This is a genomic window from uncultured Pedobacter sp. (assembly GCF_913776295.1).
Classification (GTDB): domain Bacteria; phylum Bacteroidota; class Bacteroidia; order Sphingobacteriales; family Sphingobacteriaceae; genus Pedobacter.
This window is the reverse complement of record NZ_CAJYOJ010000035.1, coordinates 21,510-41,449: the sequence shown is the minus strand read 5'-3', so window position 1 is coordinate 41,449 and position 19,940 is coordinate 21,510. Positions and strand designations below refer to the sequence as shown.

General features: G+C 40.0%; 10 protein-coding genes. 1 reads left to right on the top strand and 9 read right to left on the bottom strand.

Annotated elements, in window-relative coordinates:
- Positions 1–400: 400 nt before the first annotated feature.
- The gene (locus tag QZ738_RS06335) at positions 401–3,127 is read left to right on the top strand and encodes a carboxypeptidase regulatory-like domain-containing protein (protein ID WP_293785768.1); all 2,727 of its coding nucleotides are present in this window, start codon (positions 401–403) and stop codon (positions 3,125–3,127) included.
- Between the two features lie 172 nt (positions 3,128–3,299).
- Here QZ738_RS06335 and QZ738_RS06330 read toward each other — a convergent pair whose 3' ends face one another.
- The 9 genes from QZ738_RS06330 to QZ738_RS06290 all read right to left on the bottom strand — a co-directional run bounded on the left by QZ738_RS06330 (position 3,300) and on the right by QZ738_RS06290 (position 19,865).
- Entirely contained in the window at positions 3,300–4,259 is a 960-nt protein-coding gene (locus QZ738_RS06330; RefSeq protein ID WP_293785766.1) for a D-glycerate dehydrogenase, read from the bottom strand.
- A 42-nt stretch (positions 4,260–4,301) separates the two neighbouring features.
- Positions 4,302–5,108 (bottom strand): DUF4249 domain-containing protein, encoded by an 807-nt coding sequence (locus QZ738_RS06325; RefSeq protein WP_293785764.1) that lies wholly within the window; start codon positions 5,106–5,108, stop codon positions 4,302–4,304.
- Between the two features lie 4 nt (positions 5,109–5,112).
- Complete coding sequence (locus QZ738_RS06320; protein WP_293785762.1) at positions 5,113–7,434, bottom strand: TonB-dependent receptor; 2,322 nt, start codon at positions 7,432–7,434, stop codon at positions 5,113–5,115.
- A 108-nt stretch (positions 7,435–7,542) separates the two neighbouring features.
- Positions 7,543–8,730, bottom strand: a complete 1,188-nt coding sequence (locus tag QZ738_RS06315; protein WP_293785760.1) for a hypothetical protein — start codon at positions 8,728–8,730, stop codon at positions 7,543–7,545.
- Positions 8,731–8,744: 14 nt separating this feature from the next.
- Positions 8,745–10,496, bottom strand: coding sequence for a cellulase family glycosylhydrolase (locus QZ738_RS06310; RefSeq protein ID WP_293785758.1), 1,752 nt, complete (start codon positions 10,494–10,496; stop codon positions 8,745–8,747).
- Between the two features lie 17 nt (positions 10,497–10,513).
- Entirely contained in the window at positions 10,514–11,911 is a 1,398-nt protein-coding gene (locus QZ738_RS06305) for a glycoside hydrolase family 30 beta sandwich domain-containing protein (protein ID WP_293785756.1), read from the bottom strand.
- A 91-nt stretch (positions 11,912–12,002) separates the two neighbouring features.
- Entirely contained in the window at positions 12,003–13,529 is a 1,527-nt protein-coding gene (locus tag QZ738_RS06300; RefSeq protein ID WP_293785754.1) for a RagB/SusD family nutrient uptake outer membrane protein, read from the bottom strand.
- 12 nt (positions 13,530–13,541) lie between these two features.
- Positions 13,542–16,685 carry a TonB-dependent receptor gene (locus QZ738_RS06295; protein WP_293785752.1) on the bottom strand — a complete coding sequence of 1,048 codons (3,144 nt, stop codon included), beginning with the start codon at positions 16,683–16,685 and terminating at the stop codon, positions 13,542–13,544.
- Between the two features lie 261 nt (positions 16,686–16,946).
- A complete protein-coding gene (locus tag QZ738_RS06290) occupies positions 16,947–19,865 on the bottom strand; it encodes a triple tyrosine motif-containing protein (RefSeq protein ID WP_293785750.1) in 2,919 nt (972 codons plus the stop codon).
- Positions 19,866–19,940: the final 75 nt, after the last annotated feature.

The window sequence follows — 19,940 nt, the reverse complement described above, 5'->3', positions numbered from 1 at the left end:
CCTAAAGTTATTAAAGAATTGCACGGATATAGTTAGATCCAATAGAAGCTTCAAAAGAATTAAGGTCTATAAAGAAAAGAGAAAACCTTTGATGTACAGAGGGATATAGCTTAACTTAACGACATTGTGCGCGCGTTTCTAACGCGTGCTTTAATAGCGTAGCCATTATATCGCATATAGGCCGCGTTAAAAGCGTTAAAATATTCCACGCCCGTTAAGAAACGAGCGTGAGCATTTTTGACGATCATTACATAAATAAATTGCTTCAGATTGCACCTACCTAGTCTCGCAAAAACTATGACAGGAAATTATAAACTTTTGTAAAAAAATGTTAAACCTGCGTACAATTTAGGACAGCTATTTATAATTGGATATATTTACGAGCTTTAATATCCAATCCATGAAGATTTTTAGATTATCGTTTATCATACTGTCACTTTTATCATCACTAAGTTTTTCTTCTTCGGCTCAAACCGATACCATCAGCATCAACAGCATCATTACCAAAACAAATAAGGTATTAAGTGATTACCCTGCTGAAAAGATTTACCTTCATTTTGATAAACCCTATTACGCAGTAGCCGATACGGTTTGGTTCAAAGCTTATGTTACCGAAAACCAGAATTTTTTATCGGGCATCAGTAAGATCATTTATGTGGATGTGATCAATCAGAAAGATTCGCTGATCCAAACTTTGAAGTTACCCACTACCGGTGGATTTGCCTATGGCAGCTTTCCTTTAGATCAGATCAACTATAAACAAGGCAATTACCACATCAGGGCTTACACTTTATGGATGCTCAACAGTGATGACCCGGCTTATTTTAACAAAACTTTTTATGTTGGCGAAGCCATTGATAAGGAGCTAAAAACCCACATTACTTACAAAAATACCTCTACAGATAAGTTAGAGAAAATTGATGCGCGGATACAATTTAAAGATGCCAGCAATAAACCCTATGCCAATAAAAATGTGAGCTGGCAGGTAGTGACCAGTTTTACGGTAATTGCCAAAGGCAGGGGTACAACCGATACCAACGGTTATTTAACGATTGCGATGAGTAACGCACAAAAGGCCGAATATCAATTACAAAAAGGCGAACTGATTACAAGCATTAACACCACTGATAAAGATTTGGCAAGCAGCAGCTTCCAGCTGAAAAATGCAATCGTAAGCAAAGATTTTCAATTTTTCCCCGAGGGCGGAAGTTTAATTGCTGGCCTGAACAATAAAGTAGCTTTTAAAGCCATTAAAAGTGATGGTTTGGGTATTAACTCAAAAGGTACAGTAACCGATAATGATGGTAAAACCGTTGCCACCTTTAATGCTCAGCATTTAGGAATGGGCAGTTTTAACTTATTGGCAGAAGCTGGAAAAACTTACAAGGCTGCCGTTACTTATGCAGATGGCAACACTCAGACTTATAACTTACCTAATGTTGCGGCTAATGGCGCTGTTGTAACGATAGATAATAGTAATGCAGATCAGATAGCCATAAAAATATTAGCTAATGATGCCTTTTTTGAACAGAATCAAGGTAAAAAACTTTATTTAATAGCACAGAGCAAGGGCGTGATCTGTTATGGTGCACAAACAGCATTATCAAACACAGAATATAATACCACTGTGCTCAAATCTAAATTTCCAAATGGAATTGCACAGTTTACCCTGTTTAACGAATTTGGCAAACCATTAAGTGAACGATTGGTTTTTGTACAGCACAAAAACACCATGACAGTAACACTAACCAGTGCGGCAACTACTTATGGAATCAAGAAAAAGGTGAAGATCAATGTGGCAGCGAAAAAAGATGGTGCTCCTGTAGAAGGCAGTTTTTCTGTCGCTGTGGTAGATGAAACCAAAGTTCCTTCGAGCGAGGATGCCACCAGTACGATATTAACAGGCCTGTTGTTAAGCAGCGATGTTAAAGGTTATATTGAAAAAGCCAACTATTATTTTAATGCACCAGATGCCAGGAAAAATGCCGATTTAGATGTATTACTCCTTACCCAGGGTTATCGCAGTTTTAAATATACCGACATCATTGCCAATAAATTGCCAAAAATTAATTTTTTACCAGAACAGGGTATTGAAATTTCGGGTATTTTACGTCAGAACAATGGTATTCCGGTTAGAAAAGGGGCCTTGCTCTTAAGCATCCCTGATAAACGTTTTAACCAGGAAGGCACTACAGATCCGGTAGGAAACTTTAAATTCTCCAATCTCGTATTTAACGATTCATCGAAAGTAACCATTACTGCCAAGTATAATCCAAACTATAAAAACATGACCTTGAGCTTAAATGGTGCACCTGTACCTACACTAACCAGAAACTTTAGTGCAGCCGAAGAGGTTTTAAACATTGATAGCACTTTAAGCAGTTATTTAGATAACAGTAAAAAACAATATGCTTATTTACATACCTTGAAAGATGTTAACATTAAAGGCACCGTTGTTCCAAAAGTGAGCCATAAAGATTACCCGGCATTGAGCGGACTTAGCCAAATGGCCGACCATGAAGTGAGCGGCGATCGGTTTAAAGGCTGTGGTTTATTAATTAACTGTTTACAGGGTATGCTGGCAGGAGTTACCTTTGCCGACAATAACTTTTACGTAACCCGCGATTACAATCAAGGCAAAAAAATCCCGATGGGTATATTCATAAACGGTATGAATGTGGATGTAAACCAGATTAATACCATAGATGTTAACCTGCTCGAGTCGGTTGAAGTATTTTTAAGAGATGATTTAGGCCTGGTAAACCGCGCCAACAATGTAAATGGTGTGATTGTATTTAACCAGAAAAAAGCGCCTAAAGGCACCAGGATTTCGAAAGCGCAGTTGATGGATATGCTTCCTAAATACTACGAGCTTACGTTTTCGCCACAGGGTTATAACAAAGAAAAACAGTTTTACTCCCCAAAATATGATGTTCCGGCGAGCATGAACCGCAGCGATTTAAGAACTACCATTTACTGGAATCCTAAAGTGGTTACTGATACAACAGGTAATGCTTCTTTTGAATACTACAATGCTGATGGTAAGGGACAGTACAAAGTAATTATTGAAGGTATAGATGCCAATGGTAATTTAGGGAGATCGATATTTAAATACACAGTAAAATAGCGGATTGATGGAAAATGTAAGATGGATGGATCATGGAATTGAATTCTTTCCCTCATCCATCTCACCACTCATAAATTTTTAATAGCCTATATGGAAAATGTAAGGTGGATGATGGAATTGGATCCTTACCCATCCTCCATCTCACATCTTACATCTTACATCTTACGTCATTCTACTTCACCTCAAACGGTAACTTTTCTCCTTTTAATCCCGCAACAATATTCTCTGCAATAATTTTAGCCATGGCAGCCCTTGTTTCTTCGGTAGCGGAGCCAATATGTGGTAAAACGGCAACATTTTCCATGGCTAGCAAAGGATTGTTTTGATCCATGGGCTCAGGGTTGGTTACATCCAAACCGGCCCCCCAGATCATTTTCTCTTCTAAAGCTCTAATTAAATCCTTTTCGTTATGAATACCGCCCCTGGCCGTATTGATGAAAATCGAATTGGGTTTCATCTGCTTAAACACATCTAAAGTAAATTTATTTTTGGTTTCGGGAGTTAAGGCCGTATGCACCGACAGCACTTCACTTTGTTTCAACAGTTCTTCAAAGGATACATACTTGGCATTAATTTCCTTCTCAGCCTCTTCGTTCCGTGAGTGGTTGTGGTAAATCACTTTCATTTGGTAGGCAGCAGCGCATTTTTTGGCCATTTCTAAACCAATTTTACCCAGCCCAAAAATGCCGAGGGTTTTACCGTTTATTTCAATCCCTAATTCCGGCGAGGGCTCATAATTTTTCCACTCGCCCTGAATGATTTTTTTGTGTGCGAAAAAGGCTTTTCGCGATACGGCCAGCATCAACAAAAAAGCAGTATCGGCAGTTGCTGCGCTCAAAACGCCCGGTGTATTACCAATTGGGATATTTAATTTTTTAGCGGTATCTAAATCAACCTGATCGAAACCTACTGAATGTAACGCAATCACCTTTAAATGCCTGCAGGCATTTAAAAATGCAGCATCCAGTTTATTGGGACCTACACTGATCAATGCATCCTGATCTTTACAGGCTTTAATCAGTTCTTCAGCCGTAATCTGTCTGTCTTCTTGCCATTGGGTAACAGTAATATTATTTTCTTCCAGTTGCTTTAAACCAACCGGAGCAATGTTGCCGCTGATAAATACTTTCATATTCATTTAACAGCAAACCCGCAGCAGGAGTTTTGATTATGCTTATTTTACAGTAGTGGTAAGTACCTGATAGGTATTTGCACTGAAGTAACCCAGGGCATTATTGCTAATGTTTGATGTGGGATTGGCTGGTGTGGTACCCTGGTTGGGGCCGCGGTCTGACTGTTGGCTTAATGCATACCAATAGTCGAAAATATTGCTGTCAATACATTCCATTTCAATCCTAACCTTATCGTTTGTATTCAGTTCATCACTATCGTGATCGTTGTTGGGTTTAAAAAAGAGTTGGATCCGTAAATCGTTACCGTTGGTTAACCTGTCGTTATAAGCATAATAACGTCTAGACAGTACATCGTTTACATAGAGGTTAAAATGGTAGAAATTGACTTCATTAACCGGATCTTTCAAAAAGACTGCTGCTGTTTTACGATCGCGGCCAAAAAAAACATTATTAATGATGCCGATGGAATCCAATTTAACCACATTAGGCATTTTGGAACTAGCAGTGTAGTTTTTTCCTTCGATAGTTGCATTTAAATTATAGGTAACACCAGGCTCACCTTTCATTCGGTTAATGTAAGTCCCTGGCTTAGTTCCCTCTTTAAATATGAACGTATTTCCCTTGCTATCGGTTACGGTAACCGCAGCACCAGAAATTTTAGGAAAAATATTTTCCTCAGAATAGCCTATCGTTTTGCTGATTTTAATTTCTTGATCGATCAACTGATTATTAATGATCCCTTCAATAACAATTTGGGGATCGGCATTTTCCGTATCAATGGAAATAATTTTCTTACAGGAAACCAGGCACAGCGCAAATAAGGCAAAATATATCGTTATTTTTTTCATGGTATTAAAATTTAAAGTCCCAGGTAACAGAAGGGATAAGCCCAAAAAGCGAAGTTTGCTGTGCAGCAGTTTTATTCGGATTTTCCGGATCGGTAATAAATTCTATGGAATAAGGATTTTTACGCCCTAGCACATTGTAAATACCAAAATTCCAGCTCGATTGGTATTTCCCTTTTTTCTTTCCCGCTAATGTTGCACTTACATCTAAGCGCATATTGTAAGGCATACGGCCTGCATTGCGTTCGGTATAATAATAAGCTGGTTGCCCGCCAACGGTATATTTACCTGCCGGATAGGTAACTGCATTACCTGTACTGTAAATAAAGCTTGATGAAAATGTCCATCTTGAGGTCATGTTGTAAATACCAACCAATGAAAGATCATGTGTACGGTCTTGCCTGGCCGGAAAATAATTGCCATTATTCAATTCGGTAAATTTACGTTCGGTACGCGATAAGGTGTATCCGATCCAGCCGTTCAGCTTGCCAAATTTCTTTTTAAAAAAAAGCTCCATCCCATAAGCGCGACCTATGCCATAAATCAGTTCCGATTCTACATTCGAATTGGCCAGCAACTGGGCAGCATTTTTATAATCGATCTGGTTTTGCAGCCACTTATAGTAAATTTCAGCAGAGAGTTCGTAGGTATTCTCTTTAATATTTTTAAAATAACCCAGCGCCACCTGATCGGCAATTTCAGGTCTGATATTATTGCTGCTCAACACATACTGATCGGTGGGCGAACTGGAAGTGGCATTGGTTAAAATGTGAACATTCTGTGTATTGCGGTTGTATGATGCTTTAATTGAGTTTTGTTCATTTAGCAGGTAACTCACTGAAAAACGGGGTTCGAGGTTGAAATAGTTTTTATAGAATTTGCCTTTGGCTACATTTTCTGTGGAAGTAATTTCGCCTGACGCATTGTAGGTGTTAAAATTACCAGGCCCCATTAAAGAGAAAGCAGCCAGCCTTACACCATATAAAAAGTTGAGGTGCTCGTTTACATTCCATTCGTCAGCAATATAAGCAGCAGATTCTATTCCATAACGACGCTCTTGCGTAAGGGAATTTACCTGTGAGGCAACATCACTGTCAATATCTATCGGCGAAATGCGGTGCTGGGTGGCATTTAGTCCAAACCTCAGGATATGCTTGTTGCTGAAATACTGAAAATCTTCTTTAAAATTAAAATCCCGAACTAGTGAGGTGGCCTTAAAATTAGTCGCATCATTCAACAAACGAACGGTATAATTGTAATTATTATAGATCAATGAGGTATTTGAAAATAAGCGATCGTTAAAAATGTGATTTAAGCGGATGGTAGTGGTTACATTGCCCCAGTTATTCTCAAACAGATCCTTCACCCCGATATTATCCTTACCAAAATAACCCGAAATATAAATGGTATTTTTATCGTTGATTTTATAATTCGCCTTGGCATTGATATCATAAAAATTTAAGGTACTTCCATTTACAGAAGAATCTGGCGAAGCCCTTAAAAACAGATCAATATAAGTACGACGAAAGCTGACCATAAACGAGCCACGGTCTTTTACAATCGGCCCTTCTGCTTTTAAACGCGAAGCTATTAAACCAATACCGCCCTGAAATTTAAACTCTTTGTTGTTTCCATCATCCATTTTAACATCTAAAACGGATGACAAACGGCCGCCATATTGCGCGGGCATGCCGCCTTTGTATAAACTGACATCTTTAATCGCATCAGCATTGAAAGTAGAGAAAAAGCCCAGCAAGTGTGAAGAATTGTAAACCACAGCCTCATCTAAAATGATCAGGTTCTGATCGGCGGCACCACCACGAACATAAAAACCGGTGTTTCCTTCGCCACCTGATTTTACACCTGGCAACAATTGAATCGTCTTTAAAATATCCTTTTCGCCTAACAATACGGGAATGGAATTAAGCGTTTTCATATCAATTCTTTCCAAACCCATTTGCGCACTCTTCACATTTTCATTTTTACGGTTATTGGCACTAACAGTTACATCAGCCAGATCGTTTGCACTTCGTAATTCCTCATTTAACTTGGTATCTTTTGTTAAATTAATGGTTTTAACAATTGAGGTATAGCCGGTATAACTTACCGCGACAGTGTAAGTTCCTTCGGTCTGTGTTAAAGCAAAGTATCCATAATTGTTGGTTAAAGTAGCTGCATTGGAAGTACCGGAAATCCTTACCGTTGCGCCAATTAAGGTTTCGCCGGTACCTGCATCACGGATGGTGCCACTCAGGGTAAATTTCTTTTGAGCAAAAACAGAGGTTGCAAGAAAAAGGAAAGAGAATAATGCTAAGTATTTTATGGGCATATCGGCTACTATCTGAATTTTAAGGTAGAAACCAAATGTACGAAATTCAACTCCTATTATTAGATAATGGAGGATTTCTTAATAAATTTTGGGATTTTATAGATTAATCTAGGGATAAACAGCAATACGGTGTGAACGTAAAAGGTACGGGCTCAAATGAGCCTTACCCGCCTGTTGAAAGGTAATTAATTCGGAAGGTTCTTTAGGCATATGACAATCGATACAATTTGTGCTGAGCGATCCCTTTGCCAAAGTAACTTCACTGTGCTTTGTACTTTGGTGACAGCTGATACAGCGTTCCGAGTAAATCTTTAAATTACCTTTAATATTTTCGTGTGTATTGTGACAAGATTGACAAGTCATGTCTTTGCTTTTCCGATAACAATTGCTTCCCATTAACATAGTGTTTTGATTACCATGTACATCCGGATTGCCGCCGCCAAAACCCACAAAATCCTGTGCGTAATAGTCATCTAAATTATCACCTGGAGTAAAACCAAAAACCGATTTCTGAGCAACCAAGGCATTTCCGGAGTGGCACACGCCACAGGCATCCATCTTTTGTTTACGGCTTAATGTTTTATAAATGGTGATGAACTTAGCGGTTTTCTCAGCTGGATTTTCGAGATGAAAAACCGCATGTTGCTTGCCCGGTCCATGGCAACGTTCACAATCAATACCATAAAGCAAAGCACCACGCTCCATTTCCTCATCAGTGGTAATGCCTGAAGTTTGGGTTATCTTTTTATCTACGTAAGAAGCATGGCATTCTAAACAACGGCTGCCGATGGGACGGTCGTAATAAAAGGTTTGATTGGTAAAACCCGGACTAATGGCCCAGTTACGGATTTCAGAAAAATAGGAAAGTGGTAACTCATACAGCTTTTTACCCTTCCAATAAGCATAGGTATAAGCTTTTTCGCCCGAACCGAATATCATGTCGAACTTTTCGGCGCGTACTTCTTTCCCGTCTACATACGCAACCTGGAAAACACCACCAGCCCTTTTCTCAATAACTACCTTTTGATGCGCATCAAAGTTAAAAACATTAGCATCAGGGGGAAAAACCTTTAACAGTTCCTGGTCGTACACAGGTTTAGAAGTTAAACCATGTGCGTTATGCGCAAAAGATAGCTTAATCTGCTGATGGCACTTTATGCAGGTGGCCGCACCGGTGTACGCTTCACCCCTAATATCTTTTGGTAATGCATCGGCCACATTCATGCATCTTGAAAGGATCATGACTGCTCCTACAACCAAACCTAAAATAATCAGGATCCGATTTATACCTTTCAAAATGTGTTTATCCTTTATTTTATGAACTGAATATAACTAAAATTATAACCCCCATTAGCAGTCACCAGCCTGATTTTTTGCCACCCTGCATTTAAAGGCACATTTTTAATTTCGAAAGTGGCAAATTTTTTCATGCTGCCGGTATTGGGAACCACTACTTCGCCGGCAATGGTTTTACCATCAATTAAAATGGTAATCCGCCCGTTGGCCTGATCGGCTGCTGCATTAATTTTTAAAGTATAGTTACCTTTTTGAGCAACATTAACCGTGTATTGCAGCCATTCTCCTTGTTCGATATGGTTTACATAATATTTTTCGTACTGAAGTGAATCTTTCGCAATATCTACACCGTCATTACGGTAAATCATGCCACGGTTTCCGGCCGTTCGCTTATTGGTTACCGTATGGTAATCAGCCGTATCATGATCGAAATAGGCAAATCCGTTTTTTCCCAAATCATAATCAACCGCGTAAATGATGCTTTTGTTCTGGATGATATTCGCTTTAAAAGGCTTGGTTTCATTACTAAAAGGCTGGCGGATCATTGCGTCAATTACATCGCGGTGGATGATGGTGTTTTCCAATCTCGAATAAATGGCCAGCTCCATCAGGCCGCTATACACATTGCTATCTTTAGGTTTATTGCCGCCCTGGTTCAGGTATTTAACCAGCTCCTCATAATTGGGGTTCGATTTAATTTCCATCGGGTTATTGACTCCGATTTTCTTTAAAGGCCACCACGACCAGCCGATGTTATTTTTTTCCAAAAGGTGAATGGCATCGGTAAACCAAACGTTAGAGTTCTCGCCACTTTCGCCCAGCCAAACCGGTACGTTCTGCTCATCGCGGGCTTTAATGATGTGTGCTATCGAAGCCTGATCGTTATAATTCCAGTATTTATGAAAACTCAAGGCCATGTTTTTGTCCCACAGCGGAAAAATACCATTGTAGTTGTTGCCCCATCCATTACCTTCAATAATGATAAGGTGCTGCTGATCTACCTCACGGATAGCTTTGGTGATATCCACCATCAATTTTCTTAAGGGAGCGTTTACTTTTTCTTTAGTACCGTTTTTATCTTCGTCTGGATTACTGAAACCATAATTGGGTTCATTTATAATATCATAAGCGCCAATATAGGGTTCATTTTTATAACGTTCGGCCAGCTTACGCCATAGGGCTATGGTTTTCTCCTGGTTGGCCTCACTATCCCAGAGGTAGGGCTTCGACGGATCGCGGTCGGCTATGTTTAAATCGTTCCCCTGGCCGCCAGGTGCGGCATGTAAATCTAAAATGAGGTACATTTTGTTGGCTTTACACCAATTGAGCAAGCTATCGGTTAAGGCGAAACCTTTTTCAAGCCAGGTATTTTTACCCGTTACCGGTTCCTGATCAACCGGCAGGGTATAAAGATTATAATGCATGGGCAATCGGATAGAATTAAAACCCCAGCGTTTCATCGAATCAACATCAATTTTACGCATGTGGTTGGCCAGCCAGGCATCGTAAAACTCCTGCGTTTGCTTAGGTCCCATCAGGTCGGTGATCCTTTCGCGGATGCGGTACTGTTGCGATTCATTATTGATTTTGAGCATATAGCCTTCCTGCAACATCCAGCCACCCAGGCCAATGCCGCGCAACAATACGTTCCGGCCTTTACCGTCAATAATTTTTGTGCCCGATGCTTTTAAAAACCCCTGACCAAAACCGGCTAACGAAATGCTACTGAACAAAAAAACAGATAAGAGTGATTTTTTTAAAAACATAATTAAATGGATTGAATTTACCAGATATAAGTAGCTACTGAACCTTTATCGAGCGCTGCAGCGTAGGTTTTGCCTTTCAGGCTGATGTTAAATGCTGCAGCTGTTTTGCCTGTATTGGCCACAATAAGTACGTATTTCCCATCGGGTGTTTTAAATGCAACATTGGCCAAAGCATCTGGCTCGTTAGAAAAAACCCGCATGGAGCCCGGCCTTACAAATTTTGAGGCATGGGCAATAGAGAAGTAGGCCAGGTTACGGCTGTAGTCATCTCCATTAATGGTAACTGCCCCCTGGCACATGGAACAACCTCCCCTATCGGTATAAGGTTTATTTTCCGGATCTGCGGCAAGGTTCCACTCCAATACATTTTTGGCCCAGTTGCGCGTGGCACCGATAATTAAACGCGATACCGGATTGATGATATCAATGGTTGTAGCACCAGGCTTTTCTACCACCATTTGCTCAGAGAAATAAATATTTTTATCGGGATGGGCGTTATGTACATCGGTTAACGCTTCAATCTTTCCACCGTAAAGGTGAAAAGCAGATCCGTCGACATATTTTTTGGCTTCCGGATCATCTAAAATACTGATCGGATAATCTGGCCGATCGGCATTGTGGTCATAAACAATAATTTTCGTCTTAATGTTGGCTTTTGCAAAAGCAGGGCCTAAAAATTTCTTTACAAATAGCGCCTGATCAGGTGCAGCCATAAATAAACTGGGATTATTACCAGGATGCAAAGGTTCGTTTTGCACCGTGATTGCATCGATAGGTATTCCCTCCTTTTTCATTTCCTGTACATAACGCACAAAATATTTGGCATAAGCTGCATAATAGTCTGGTTTAAGCATCCCGCCCCTGGCATCATATGTCGTTTTCATCCATAAGGGAGGAGACCATGGCGAACCCATGATTTTAATTTTAGGATTAATGGCCAGGATCTCCTTCATTACCGGAATAACATCTGCTTTATCAGGTCCTAAATCAAATTTAGCCTGTTCCAAATCGGTTTGCCCTTCCGGAAGGTCGTTGTAAGAAAATACTTTTTCGTTTAAATCAGATGCACCAATGCTTAACCTGATGTAACTTACACCAATATGATTGCCATTGGTTGCAAAAAGTTCTTTAAGCAATGCGGCCCTTGCCGGCGCCGACATTTTTATAATATGCTGCGCGCTACCCCCGGTTAATGCATAGCCAAAACCATCTATACTTTGGAAAATTTTTTTATCGTTTATTGCAATTACAGGTTGTTTATTTTGAATTGTAGACAACTTTAAACCTGTTGCCTGACGGGTAAACAAGGCTGTACGATCGGCTTTGGTTAACCACACTTGTGGCTGGCTTTGCGCCATAACCGAAAAAGTAAAAGCACAACCCATTAAGAGTCCAACGGACTTGATAAATAGCATATAAGAAAAATAAGCAGATAAAAAACAGGAAGAAAGACTTCGCTCTCTCCCTGTAACAATTAAACTTTAAGGATATACAGACGCTAGTTATTTATTTAGTGCCACCCCACTCTTTACTTTGTACAATTTTGGTATTGTTTAACTCCGCTTGCGGGATAGGCAAGGTTTCATTTTTATTGGCCTGAAATCCTTTAAAGGCCAGTTTAGTAGGCGCCAGTCCCCATCTCACCAAATCAAACCATCTTTGGCCTTCGGCTACCAGCTCCAGACGTCTTTCTTTCATGATATTATCCATGGTAACCGCCACAGGATTTAAACCTACCCGTGCCCTTACAGCATTAAAGAAAATATAGGCCCGGGTACCTGCACCAACTGCAGCACCGCTTCTCAACAAAGCTTCGGCTTCCATTAAATAGGTATCGGCTAAACGGATCTCATACATATTCTGACCAAAGTTTAATTCCAACTGACCAACAGCAGCTTTTGTAGAAACCCTGCCAGCATATTTTTCAACAAAATATCCGGTATTATCATTAGCATGCTTGTATGTTACAATACCAGCTTTCTCCAAACTATCTAAATTGGCCACCGTAGGTTTATTACGCGGATCGTAATGAATTAAATCAAATAATTCTTTGGTTATTGGCATTACACTCCAGCCCGATACATAATCCGGTGCTTGTGCAGCAATCACCGGTACATAGTTACGAGGCCCTACCAAGATGCCCATCACATTACCTTCACGGCTGCCAACGTTACCCCAACCCATGTTAGAGGTGGTATTGTAACTAAGTTCTAAAATCGACTCTGAATTAAATTTATTTTTCCAGTTCCACAAATCGGCAAATTTTGGCAATAATTTATAGCCATAGGTGCTTGCGCCGGGTGCTGTACCATTAACCTCAGCAAATTCTGCCGCCGCCAGTGCCCATTTTTCCTGCCATAAATAAACCTTGCCTAAAACCGCATGTGCTGCACCTTGGTTTAAACGTCCGGCATCTGCTGTAGGGATGGTTACCGGAAGAGCCGGTAACGACTCTTTTAAATCCTGTTCGATCTGTTTGTATATATCTGCCGGCGCAACTTGCGTAACATCGAACATAGCAGAAGGCTCTATCGGCGCCAGAATTAGCGGTATATTTTTGAAAATACGTACCAAATCAAAGTAAAATATAGCCCTTAATGCTTTAGCTTCAGCAATATACCTTGCCTTGGTTGAAGCATCCATGTTAATGCCTTCTATTTTTTTCAATAGCACATTTGCACGATAAACACCGGTAAAGCCTTTACTCCATAAATAACTTGGGGCACCCGATAAAGAGTTCACTGTATAATTATTCATGGCCTGCATATCTCCCAAATCTGATGGAGAATCGGCACCAGCATAGTGATCATCTGATGCGGAGCTGAATAAATTAAGTTTAGTGAGGTAACCGCTCGATTGATTACCCAATTGATCGTAAACCGCTACCAAACCTGTAAATGCCTGTTGTTGCGTCTGATAATAATTTGTCTCCAATATACGCTCTCTTGGATTTACCTCAAGCTGTTTTTGACAAGAAACGATAAGCTGAGAAGCGGTTAAAAGGGCTGCAATAGCTAAAATATTCTTTTTCATTTTTAATTTTTCTTAGAATCCAACATTTAAACCTACCATAAACGAACGTGCCTGCGGATAAACGCCACGATCTACACCCAATACCGTTCCGCCGATTTCTGGATCGTAACCTGTATATTTTGTAATGGTCCACAGGTTTTCACTCATCAGATACACCCTAACTTTTTGTGCGCCGATTTTTTTGATCACATTTTCCGGAAGATTATAACCTACCTGAAGGGTTTTTAATCGGAAATAATCACCTTTTTCGAGATAGTTTTTAGAGAATTTGGTATAATTCCCATTAAGATCTTTGTCTGCAACACGAGGAACATCGGTTGCGGTGTTAGTTGGTGTCCACCTGTCCAGAATGGATTGTTGCCAGTTTCCATAAGTTACATCCAAACGTCTTAAACCCTGGAAAATCATGTTTCCGCCTACCCCGTTTCCGAAGGCAACAAAATCAAAGTTTTTATAAGCCAGGTTAATGGTAATACCATAAGTATATTTTGGAAGCGGGCTGCCTAAATAGGTACGATCGCTACCATTTATCGTTTCATTTCCATCAAGATTGGCAAATTTAACATCTCCTGGTTTTGCATTTGGTTGCAATATGGTGCCTCCCGGACCTCTGTAAGCGTTAATTTCTGCCTGCGACTGGAAAATGCCCAGCGCTTCATACCCATAAAATTCATTAAATGCGCGTCCAAGTCCGGTACGGGTAAAGTTGCCCATCCCTTGAAAGCTTTGTGCGTTATCTTCAATAAATTCTCTTCCAGGCAATAGCTTGGTTACCTTATTTTTCAAGGTAGAGATATTGGCATTAATACCTAAATTAAGTTCTCCGATTTTTTTCCGATAACCCAATTCGAATTCTATACCCGTATTTTGCATATCGCCCACATTTTCTGCGGCTCCACCTGCTGCACCCAAATAAAGTGGAATGGATGGGGTTTGCAATACGCCAATGGTTTTCTTTTTGAAGTAAGAAGCGCTCAAACTAAAATCATTAAACAAGGTGGCATCTAAACCGATATCTGTTTGATGGGTTTCTTCCCATTTCAGGTTTGGGTTTGATAAGGCAGCCGGACTCCATCCAATGGTGCTTACATCAGTGGTACCAAAAGTATAGTTACGTCCGCTATTAACCAATGATACGTAACTGAAATCGCCGATGGCATCATTTCCGGTAATACCATAACTACCACGCAATTTTAAGAAGTTAACCACCTTGTTCTCTTTCCAGAAAGCCTCTTTTGAAGGCACCCAGCCCACCGATGCTGAAGGGAAATAACCAAAACGGTTGTTGGTACCGAAGCGTGAAGAACCATCACGACGGATAATACCCGTAAATAGATATTTTTCATCGTAATCATAAGTTACACGGGTAAATAACGAGTTAACCACATGCAAGGTAGCATCGCTACCATCACCCTGAATATCGGCAGTTGCCGGCTTATAATTTAAGTTGGCCTGATAAAAATCCTGAGCAATGATGTTATTAAACCTTACATTTAAACCACGGTTATTGTTATCCATGTAATACCCCTGACCCAAAATAGCATAAGCGTGGTGTTTACCGAAACTTTTAGAATAGCTAATGGTATTTTCCCAGTTATAATTTAAAGTCATGTTCATCTCGCGATAGAAATTCGCCTTGCTGTTGGTATTGGAAGGACTTAACCAAAATAAAGGGGTGTAAGATTCAGAACCATAGAAAGCAATTTTAGTTCCTAATGATGACCTGAATTTTAAATTTTCGATAGGCTCAATTTCCAAAAAAGCATTACCAACAATGTTATGATCCCAACCATAATTACCTAGTCTGGTTTGATTGTAGGCTAGAGGATTACTCATTTCCTGACCAACGGGACCAGATATACCATAAGGAAATCCAGTTGCGGGGTCTCTTATAATATTGGCTATGGTATAAGGAGATTTGCTAATCAGGCTCGGATCGGTTTGAATAACCGGAGTAATTGGATCTAAGTGGATAGCGGAACTTAAAGGACCACCAAACTCGCTATTGGTATTACCTAAAGACTTATTAACCGAATGGCTGTAACCCAAATTCTCGCCAAAGCTGATCCACTTGGCAGGCTTAAATGTAGAATTCAGACGAATGTTTGCCCGGTTAAAGTTAGAGATAGGCGTGGATACAATACCTTCCTGATCGATGTAACCGAAGGAAGTATAAAAGGTTGATTTATTGGTCCCGCCTGAAACGCTAAACTCATGGGTTTGTCTGCGGGCATCGTTATTAAAAACAACCGATTGCCAATCAGTACCCTCACCATAAGCAGATGGATTGGCATATGGAAGTGTAAAAGTGCCGTCGGTTGCTGCGTTGTAACTGTTTGCATAAGCTTCATTCCTGATGGTAGCATATTCGGTAGCATTTAACAGTTTTAACTTTTTAGCAGGTGCTTGAGTACCGTAAAATCCATTGTAATTAATAGATAACCTACCTTCTCTACCTTTTTTGGTAGATACAATAATTACACCGTTGGCTGCTCTGGCACCGTAAATGGCTTGCGAGGCTGCATCTTTTAAAACCTCAATAGATTCAATATCTGATTGGTTTAAATAGCCAATACCGCCATTATCTACAATTACACCATCCACTACCCAAAGCGGATCATTATTGCCAGAAGATGCAAAAGAGGTAAAACCTCTTACCCTAACTGTTGAGGCAGAACCAGGCTGTCCGTTGCCACTGGCAATCGTTAAACCCGATGTTCTTCCTTGCAAGGCTTGCTCTACTCTGTTAATGGGCATCGATTCCAGGTCTTTCGCTTTTACACTGGAGATCGATCCGGTTACGAGTGCTTTTTTCTGTGTACCGTAACCCACAACTACTACCTCTGTTAAATCTTTTGAATTGGCAGACAGCGATACATTAACACGGCCATCAGCAGGAACCGTTACCGTTTGTGTGGTCATACCAATTAAACTGATGTTTAATTTTCCACCTACAGGCGCCTGAATACTGAAAACACCATTGGCATCAGTAGATGCAGCTTTTGTTGTGCCCTCTAGCCGAACGGTTACGCCCGGTAACGGACTACCGTTTTGTTCTGTCACTTTTCCTGTAACGGGAATGTCTTGTGCCAATAAGGCCAACGGGAATGCGAGGATACAGTAAATGAAGAATACGAACGTAAATCTTCTTCTCATAGAAATTACTTTTAAGTTAATGAATTTGGTTAGTTCATGATACAGTCTTACTGGTTGCTGTTTCATGAATCAAATCTATACACGTGTTACACAATAGCAGAATTTACTACTACTACACCAACCATACAGCAGCCTTAAAAAGGGCCAAATAATGAGAAGAATAGGCCTACATAAGCCCTACAGGATAGTTATAAAGTGCTGTATTAAAGATATTTAAACATTTACAACAGAAATAAACGCTTTTGTAACAAAAACATACGTTTAAGGCATTTTTTGCCGTGCAATTTCAATTAGGAATTCGTATAAGTTAGTTTCTGGTTTTAGCTGGAGTTTTTTTCGAAGGCGGTAACGGCCTACTTCAATTGCTTTAATCGTCACGTTCATCAGCTGGGCCATTTCTTTTGAAGAAAGGTTCATAGACAAATAGGCGCAGAATTTCAGGTCATTCTGGCTCAGGTCTGGATAAAGATCTTTAAGACGGCTAAAAAATTCTGTATTTACATGATTAAAATGCACACTCATGTGATCTAGTTCCTGGTCTTTCTTTTCAACATCCTTAATCAGCCTGATCAGGTGCCTGAAACTTGGCGAACTTTCGTTGAGGTCGTGGTTTTTAATTACCGCAGATATGACCTCCTTAATTTTGGCCAGCACCTTTCCACGTTGTACGAGGTGCATGGTCATGGTAGAAAGTTCTTTATTCTTATAATTTACATCGGCTTCAAGCTTTTCATTCTGCAATCGCACAATTTCTTTTTCATTTCGATCAAGTTCCAGCTGGTGCAGGTAACTCATGCGTTCCTGCTCCTTAATATGTTTCTTTTTTTGCCACCTGATAATGAATCTCAAGCTCATTACAATTACAATCAGGTAAACAATTCGCATCCAAATGGTATTGTACCAGGCTGGTAACACCACAAAAGTATAACTTATTACTTCCGACTCGTTACTGATACCGGTACTCGCCTTAACCTTAAATGTATATTTTCCGGCAGGCAAATTGGTGTAATCTTTTTCGCTTTTAATGCCCCAGGCAGACCACTCACTATCAAAGCCGGCAAGCTGATAACTGAATTTGATGTTCTTATCATGTTCAAAAAGCGTAGAGGCATATTCGAAATGGATCGAATTTAAGCTGTATTCATACGCTGGTATTTCGTGCAAATCCTGCTTAGACACAATATTCTCTTTGTCTACGAAATAGCCTCCAAAAACCACGCTGTCTTTATTCCCCATTAATTTTACGGTCCCCAATACCACATTTGGCCGGGTAATATTCTGAATGTATTTCTGGTAATTGATATGGTAAGCTCCTTTATTGGCCCCGATAAATATATTTTTGCTATCGGGTGTGTATATCGATTCGAAACCGCCAACCACTTTGCCATTTAGCTCGGGCAGGTATAAAATACTGAATGGATTTTTCCCACTGGGTCTATGAAAATCAATTACACCTACCTTTTTATTGGTTATAAACCAGATGTTTCCATCATTATCTTCTTTGAGGTATTGAATAGGTATACCGTTAAGGGCAGCGCCGAATAATTTAAAACGGCTAAACTTTTTGCTTGAGGCATTGTATTCAAAAATCCCGCTTGTAGTGGCAATGACAACCCTGTTTTTGATATGAAATACATAGTTATAAAGCTTGGTTGGTAAACCATCCCGATCAGAAAACAACGTAGTACGTAAAATGCTTTTATGATCAGGCCTGAGTTCTATTTTATATACACCGTGATAAGGATGCGAAGCCCAGATCTGATCAGGATTATTATTATCAGCTACAATAAAACGCAGCGTTTCGTTAATACCGGCAATTTTACCACCATTTATAAATCGGCTTCCCTCGTAAGTGATTTCCTGCAATCCGGCATAAGTACCCGCTATTACCTCTTTGCTCGGATAAACATGATCTATGGGCTGGTACATCCAGGTGCCAATTGAGCTGTACAGCGGAGTGGCGGTATTTTCTTTTACTAGAAAAGTTCCATCTTCATGCGCCATCAGGAGCTGGTTGTTAATCTCATCCAGTCCCCATACCTGCCCTTTACTATTTTTTACCTCTTCGAAATTGGCGGGAGAATAGCTTAAATCGGGCATTGCCGTATTAATTTTGGCATGGTACAAACCGTTAGAGGTACCAATATAAATGGATTTGCCATATTTGCGGAAAGCATAACTGGTAATCTGCTTATTGCGATCGGGAGAAATGCTTTTTACCGCACTGTTAATGGCCACATAAGCTATGCCATCATCGAGAGCCAGCCACATATTCTTATCCTTATCCAGCAGTATACCCCTTACATTATTGTTCTGCAAACCTTCTTTGTAGTTATATTTCTGTACCAGATCGCCCTTTTTATTCATGATGTACACCCCACCTGAAGTGGTGGCCACACCATATAAATCTGAACTGATCTGGGTCGCAAAATAAATCCGTTCATTTAAAAAAACCTGGTTTAAACTGCCACTTAAAGGTTTTAGTTGATGATTAATAAGTAAGAATAATCCTTTTTTTAACATCGAAACCAATAAAGTATCGCCGCTATAGGGCAATACAGCGGTAATACCGGAACGGTTTAAAATACTATCCTTACAAAATGGTTTCCACATACCATGATCGTAAATCATAAGGCCCGAATCAGACGACTGCGAAAAGATTTTGCCCTTTGCAGTACCCATAAACATCCAGTTAGTATTGGTTTTATAACTCTTAATTACCCCATCTTTATAATGTAGAATAGCATGTATAGACCTGAAAAATACCTCATCCCGAACAATTGAAACACCCCAGATATCGGCCAGTTTCCGCATATTTTCGGGCAATAGGTTTAACAGCGAGGTATATTTTAAAACGCCCTGCGCATTGGGGTAGAAATAACCAAACTCATCTTGTCCGCCTACATAAATGCGGTTTTTAGAATCGATCCCTACCGAGCGTACGGAAGTACGATTGGGTAACTTGAACAGGTTCCAGTAACGTCCGTTAAAAGTAAGCAGCCCCTCATTATTACCAAAGTAAAGGATGCCATTTTTATCCTGCTCTACATCCCAGTTCTGAATGCCACCATTATACTGCTCGTTATTGTAATTAACCACCTGTGGAATGCCTAATAGCACCTGTGCATGGGTAGAATAAGCGATTAAAAGGAATAATATAGCCAGTAAAGGTCTCTTCATTTGGTTTAGTGAAGGTTAAAACGCAATGATAAATATATAATTTTAATTCCGGTTAACCTTGTATACAACTATTAG

What these genes read in the sequence shown, in the direction of transcription:
- QZ738_RS06305 (WP_293785756.1), bottom strand. Translation starts at nt 11,911, where the DNA reads ATGCTATTTATCAAGTCCGTTGGACTCTTAATGGGTTGTGCTTTTACT.
- QZ738_RS06300 (WP_293785754.1), bottom strand. Translation starts at nt 13,529, where the DNA reads ATGAAAAAGAATATTTTAGCTATTGCAGCCCTTTTAACCGCTTCTCAG.
- QZ738_RS06325 (WP_293785764.1), bottom strand. Translation starts at nt 5,108, where the DNA reads ATGAAAAAAATAACGATATATTTTGCCTTATTTGCGCTGTGCCTGGTT.
- QZ738_RS06310 (WP_293785758.1), bottom strand. Translation starts at nt 10,496, where the DNA reads ATGTTTTTAAAAAAATCACTCTTATCTGTTTTTTTGTTCAGTAGCATT.
- QZ738_RS06290 (WP_293785750.1), bottom strand. Translation starts at nt 19,865, where the DNA reads ATGAAGAGACCTTTACTGGCTATATTATTCCTTTTAATCGCTTATTCT.
- QZ738_RS06320 (WP_293785762.1), bottom strand. Translation starts at nt 7,434, where the DNA reads ATGCCCATAAAATACTTAGCATTATTCTCTTTCCTTTTTCTTGCAACC.
- QZ738_RS06330 (WP_293785766.1), bottom strand. Translation starts at nt 4,259, where the DNA reads ATGAAAGTATTTATCAGCGGCAACATTGCTCCGGTTGGTTTAAAGCAA.
- QZ738_RS06295 (WP_293785752.1), bottom strand. Translation starts at nt 16,685, where the DNA reads ATGAGAAGAAGATTTACGTTCGTATTCTTCATTTACTGTATCCTCGCA.
- QZ738_RS06335 (WP_293785768.1), top strand. Translation starts at nt 401, where the DNA reads ATGAAGATTTTTAGATTATCGTTTATCATACTGTCACTTTTATCATCA.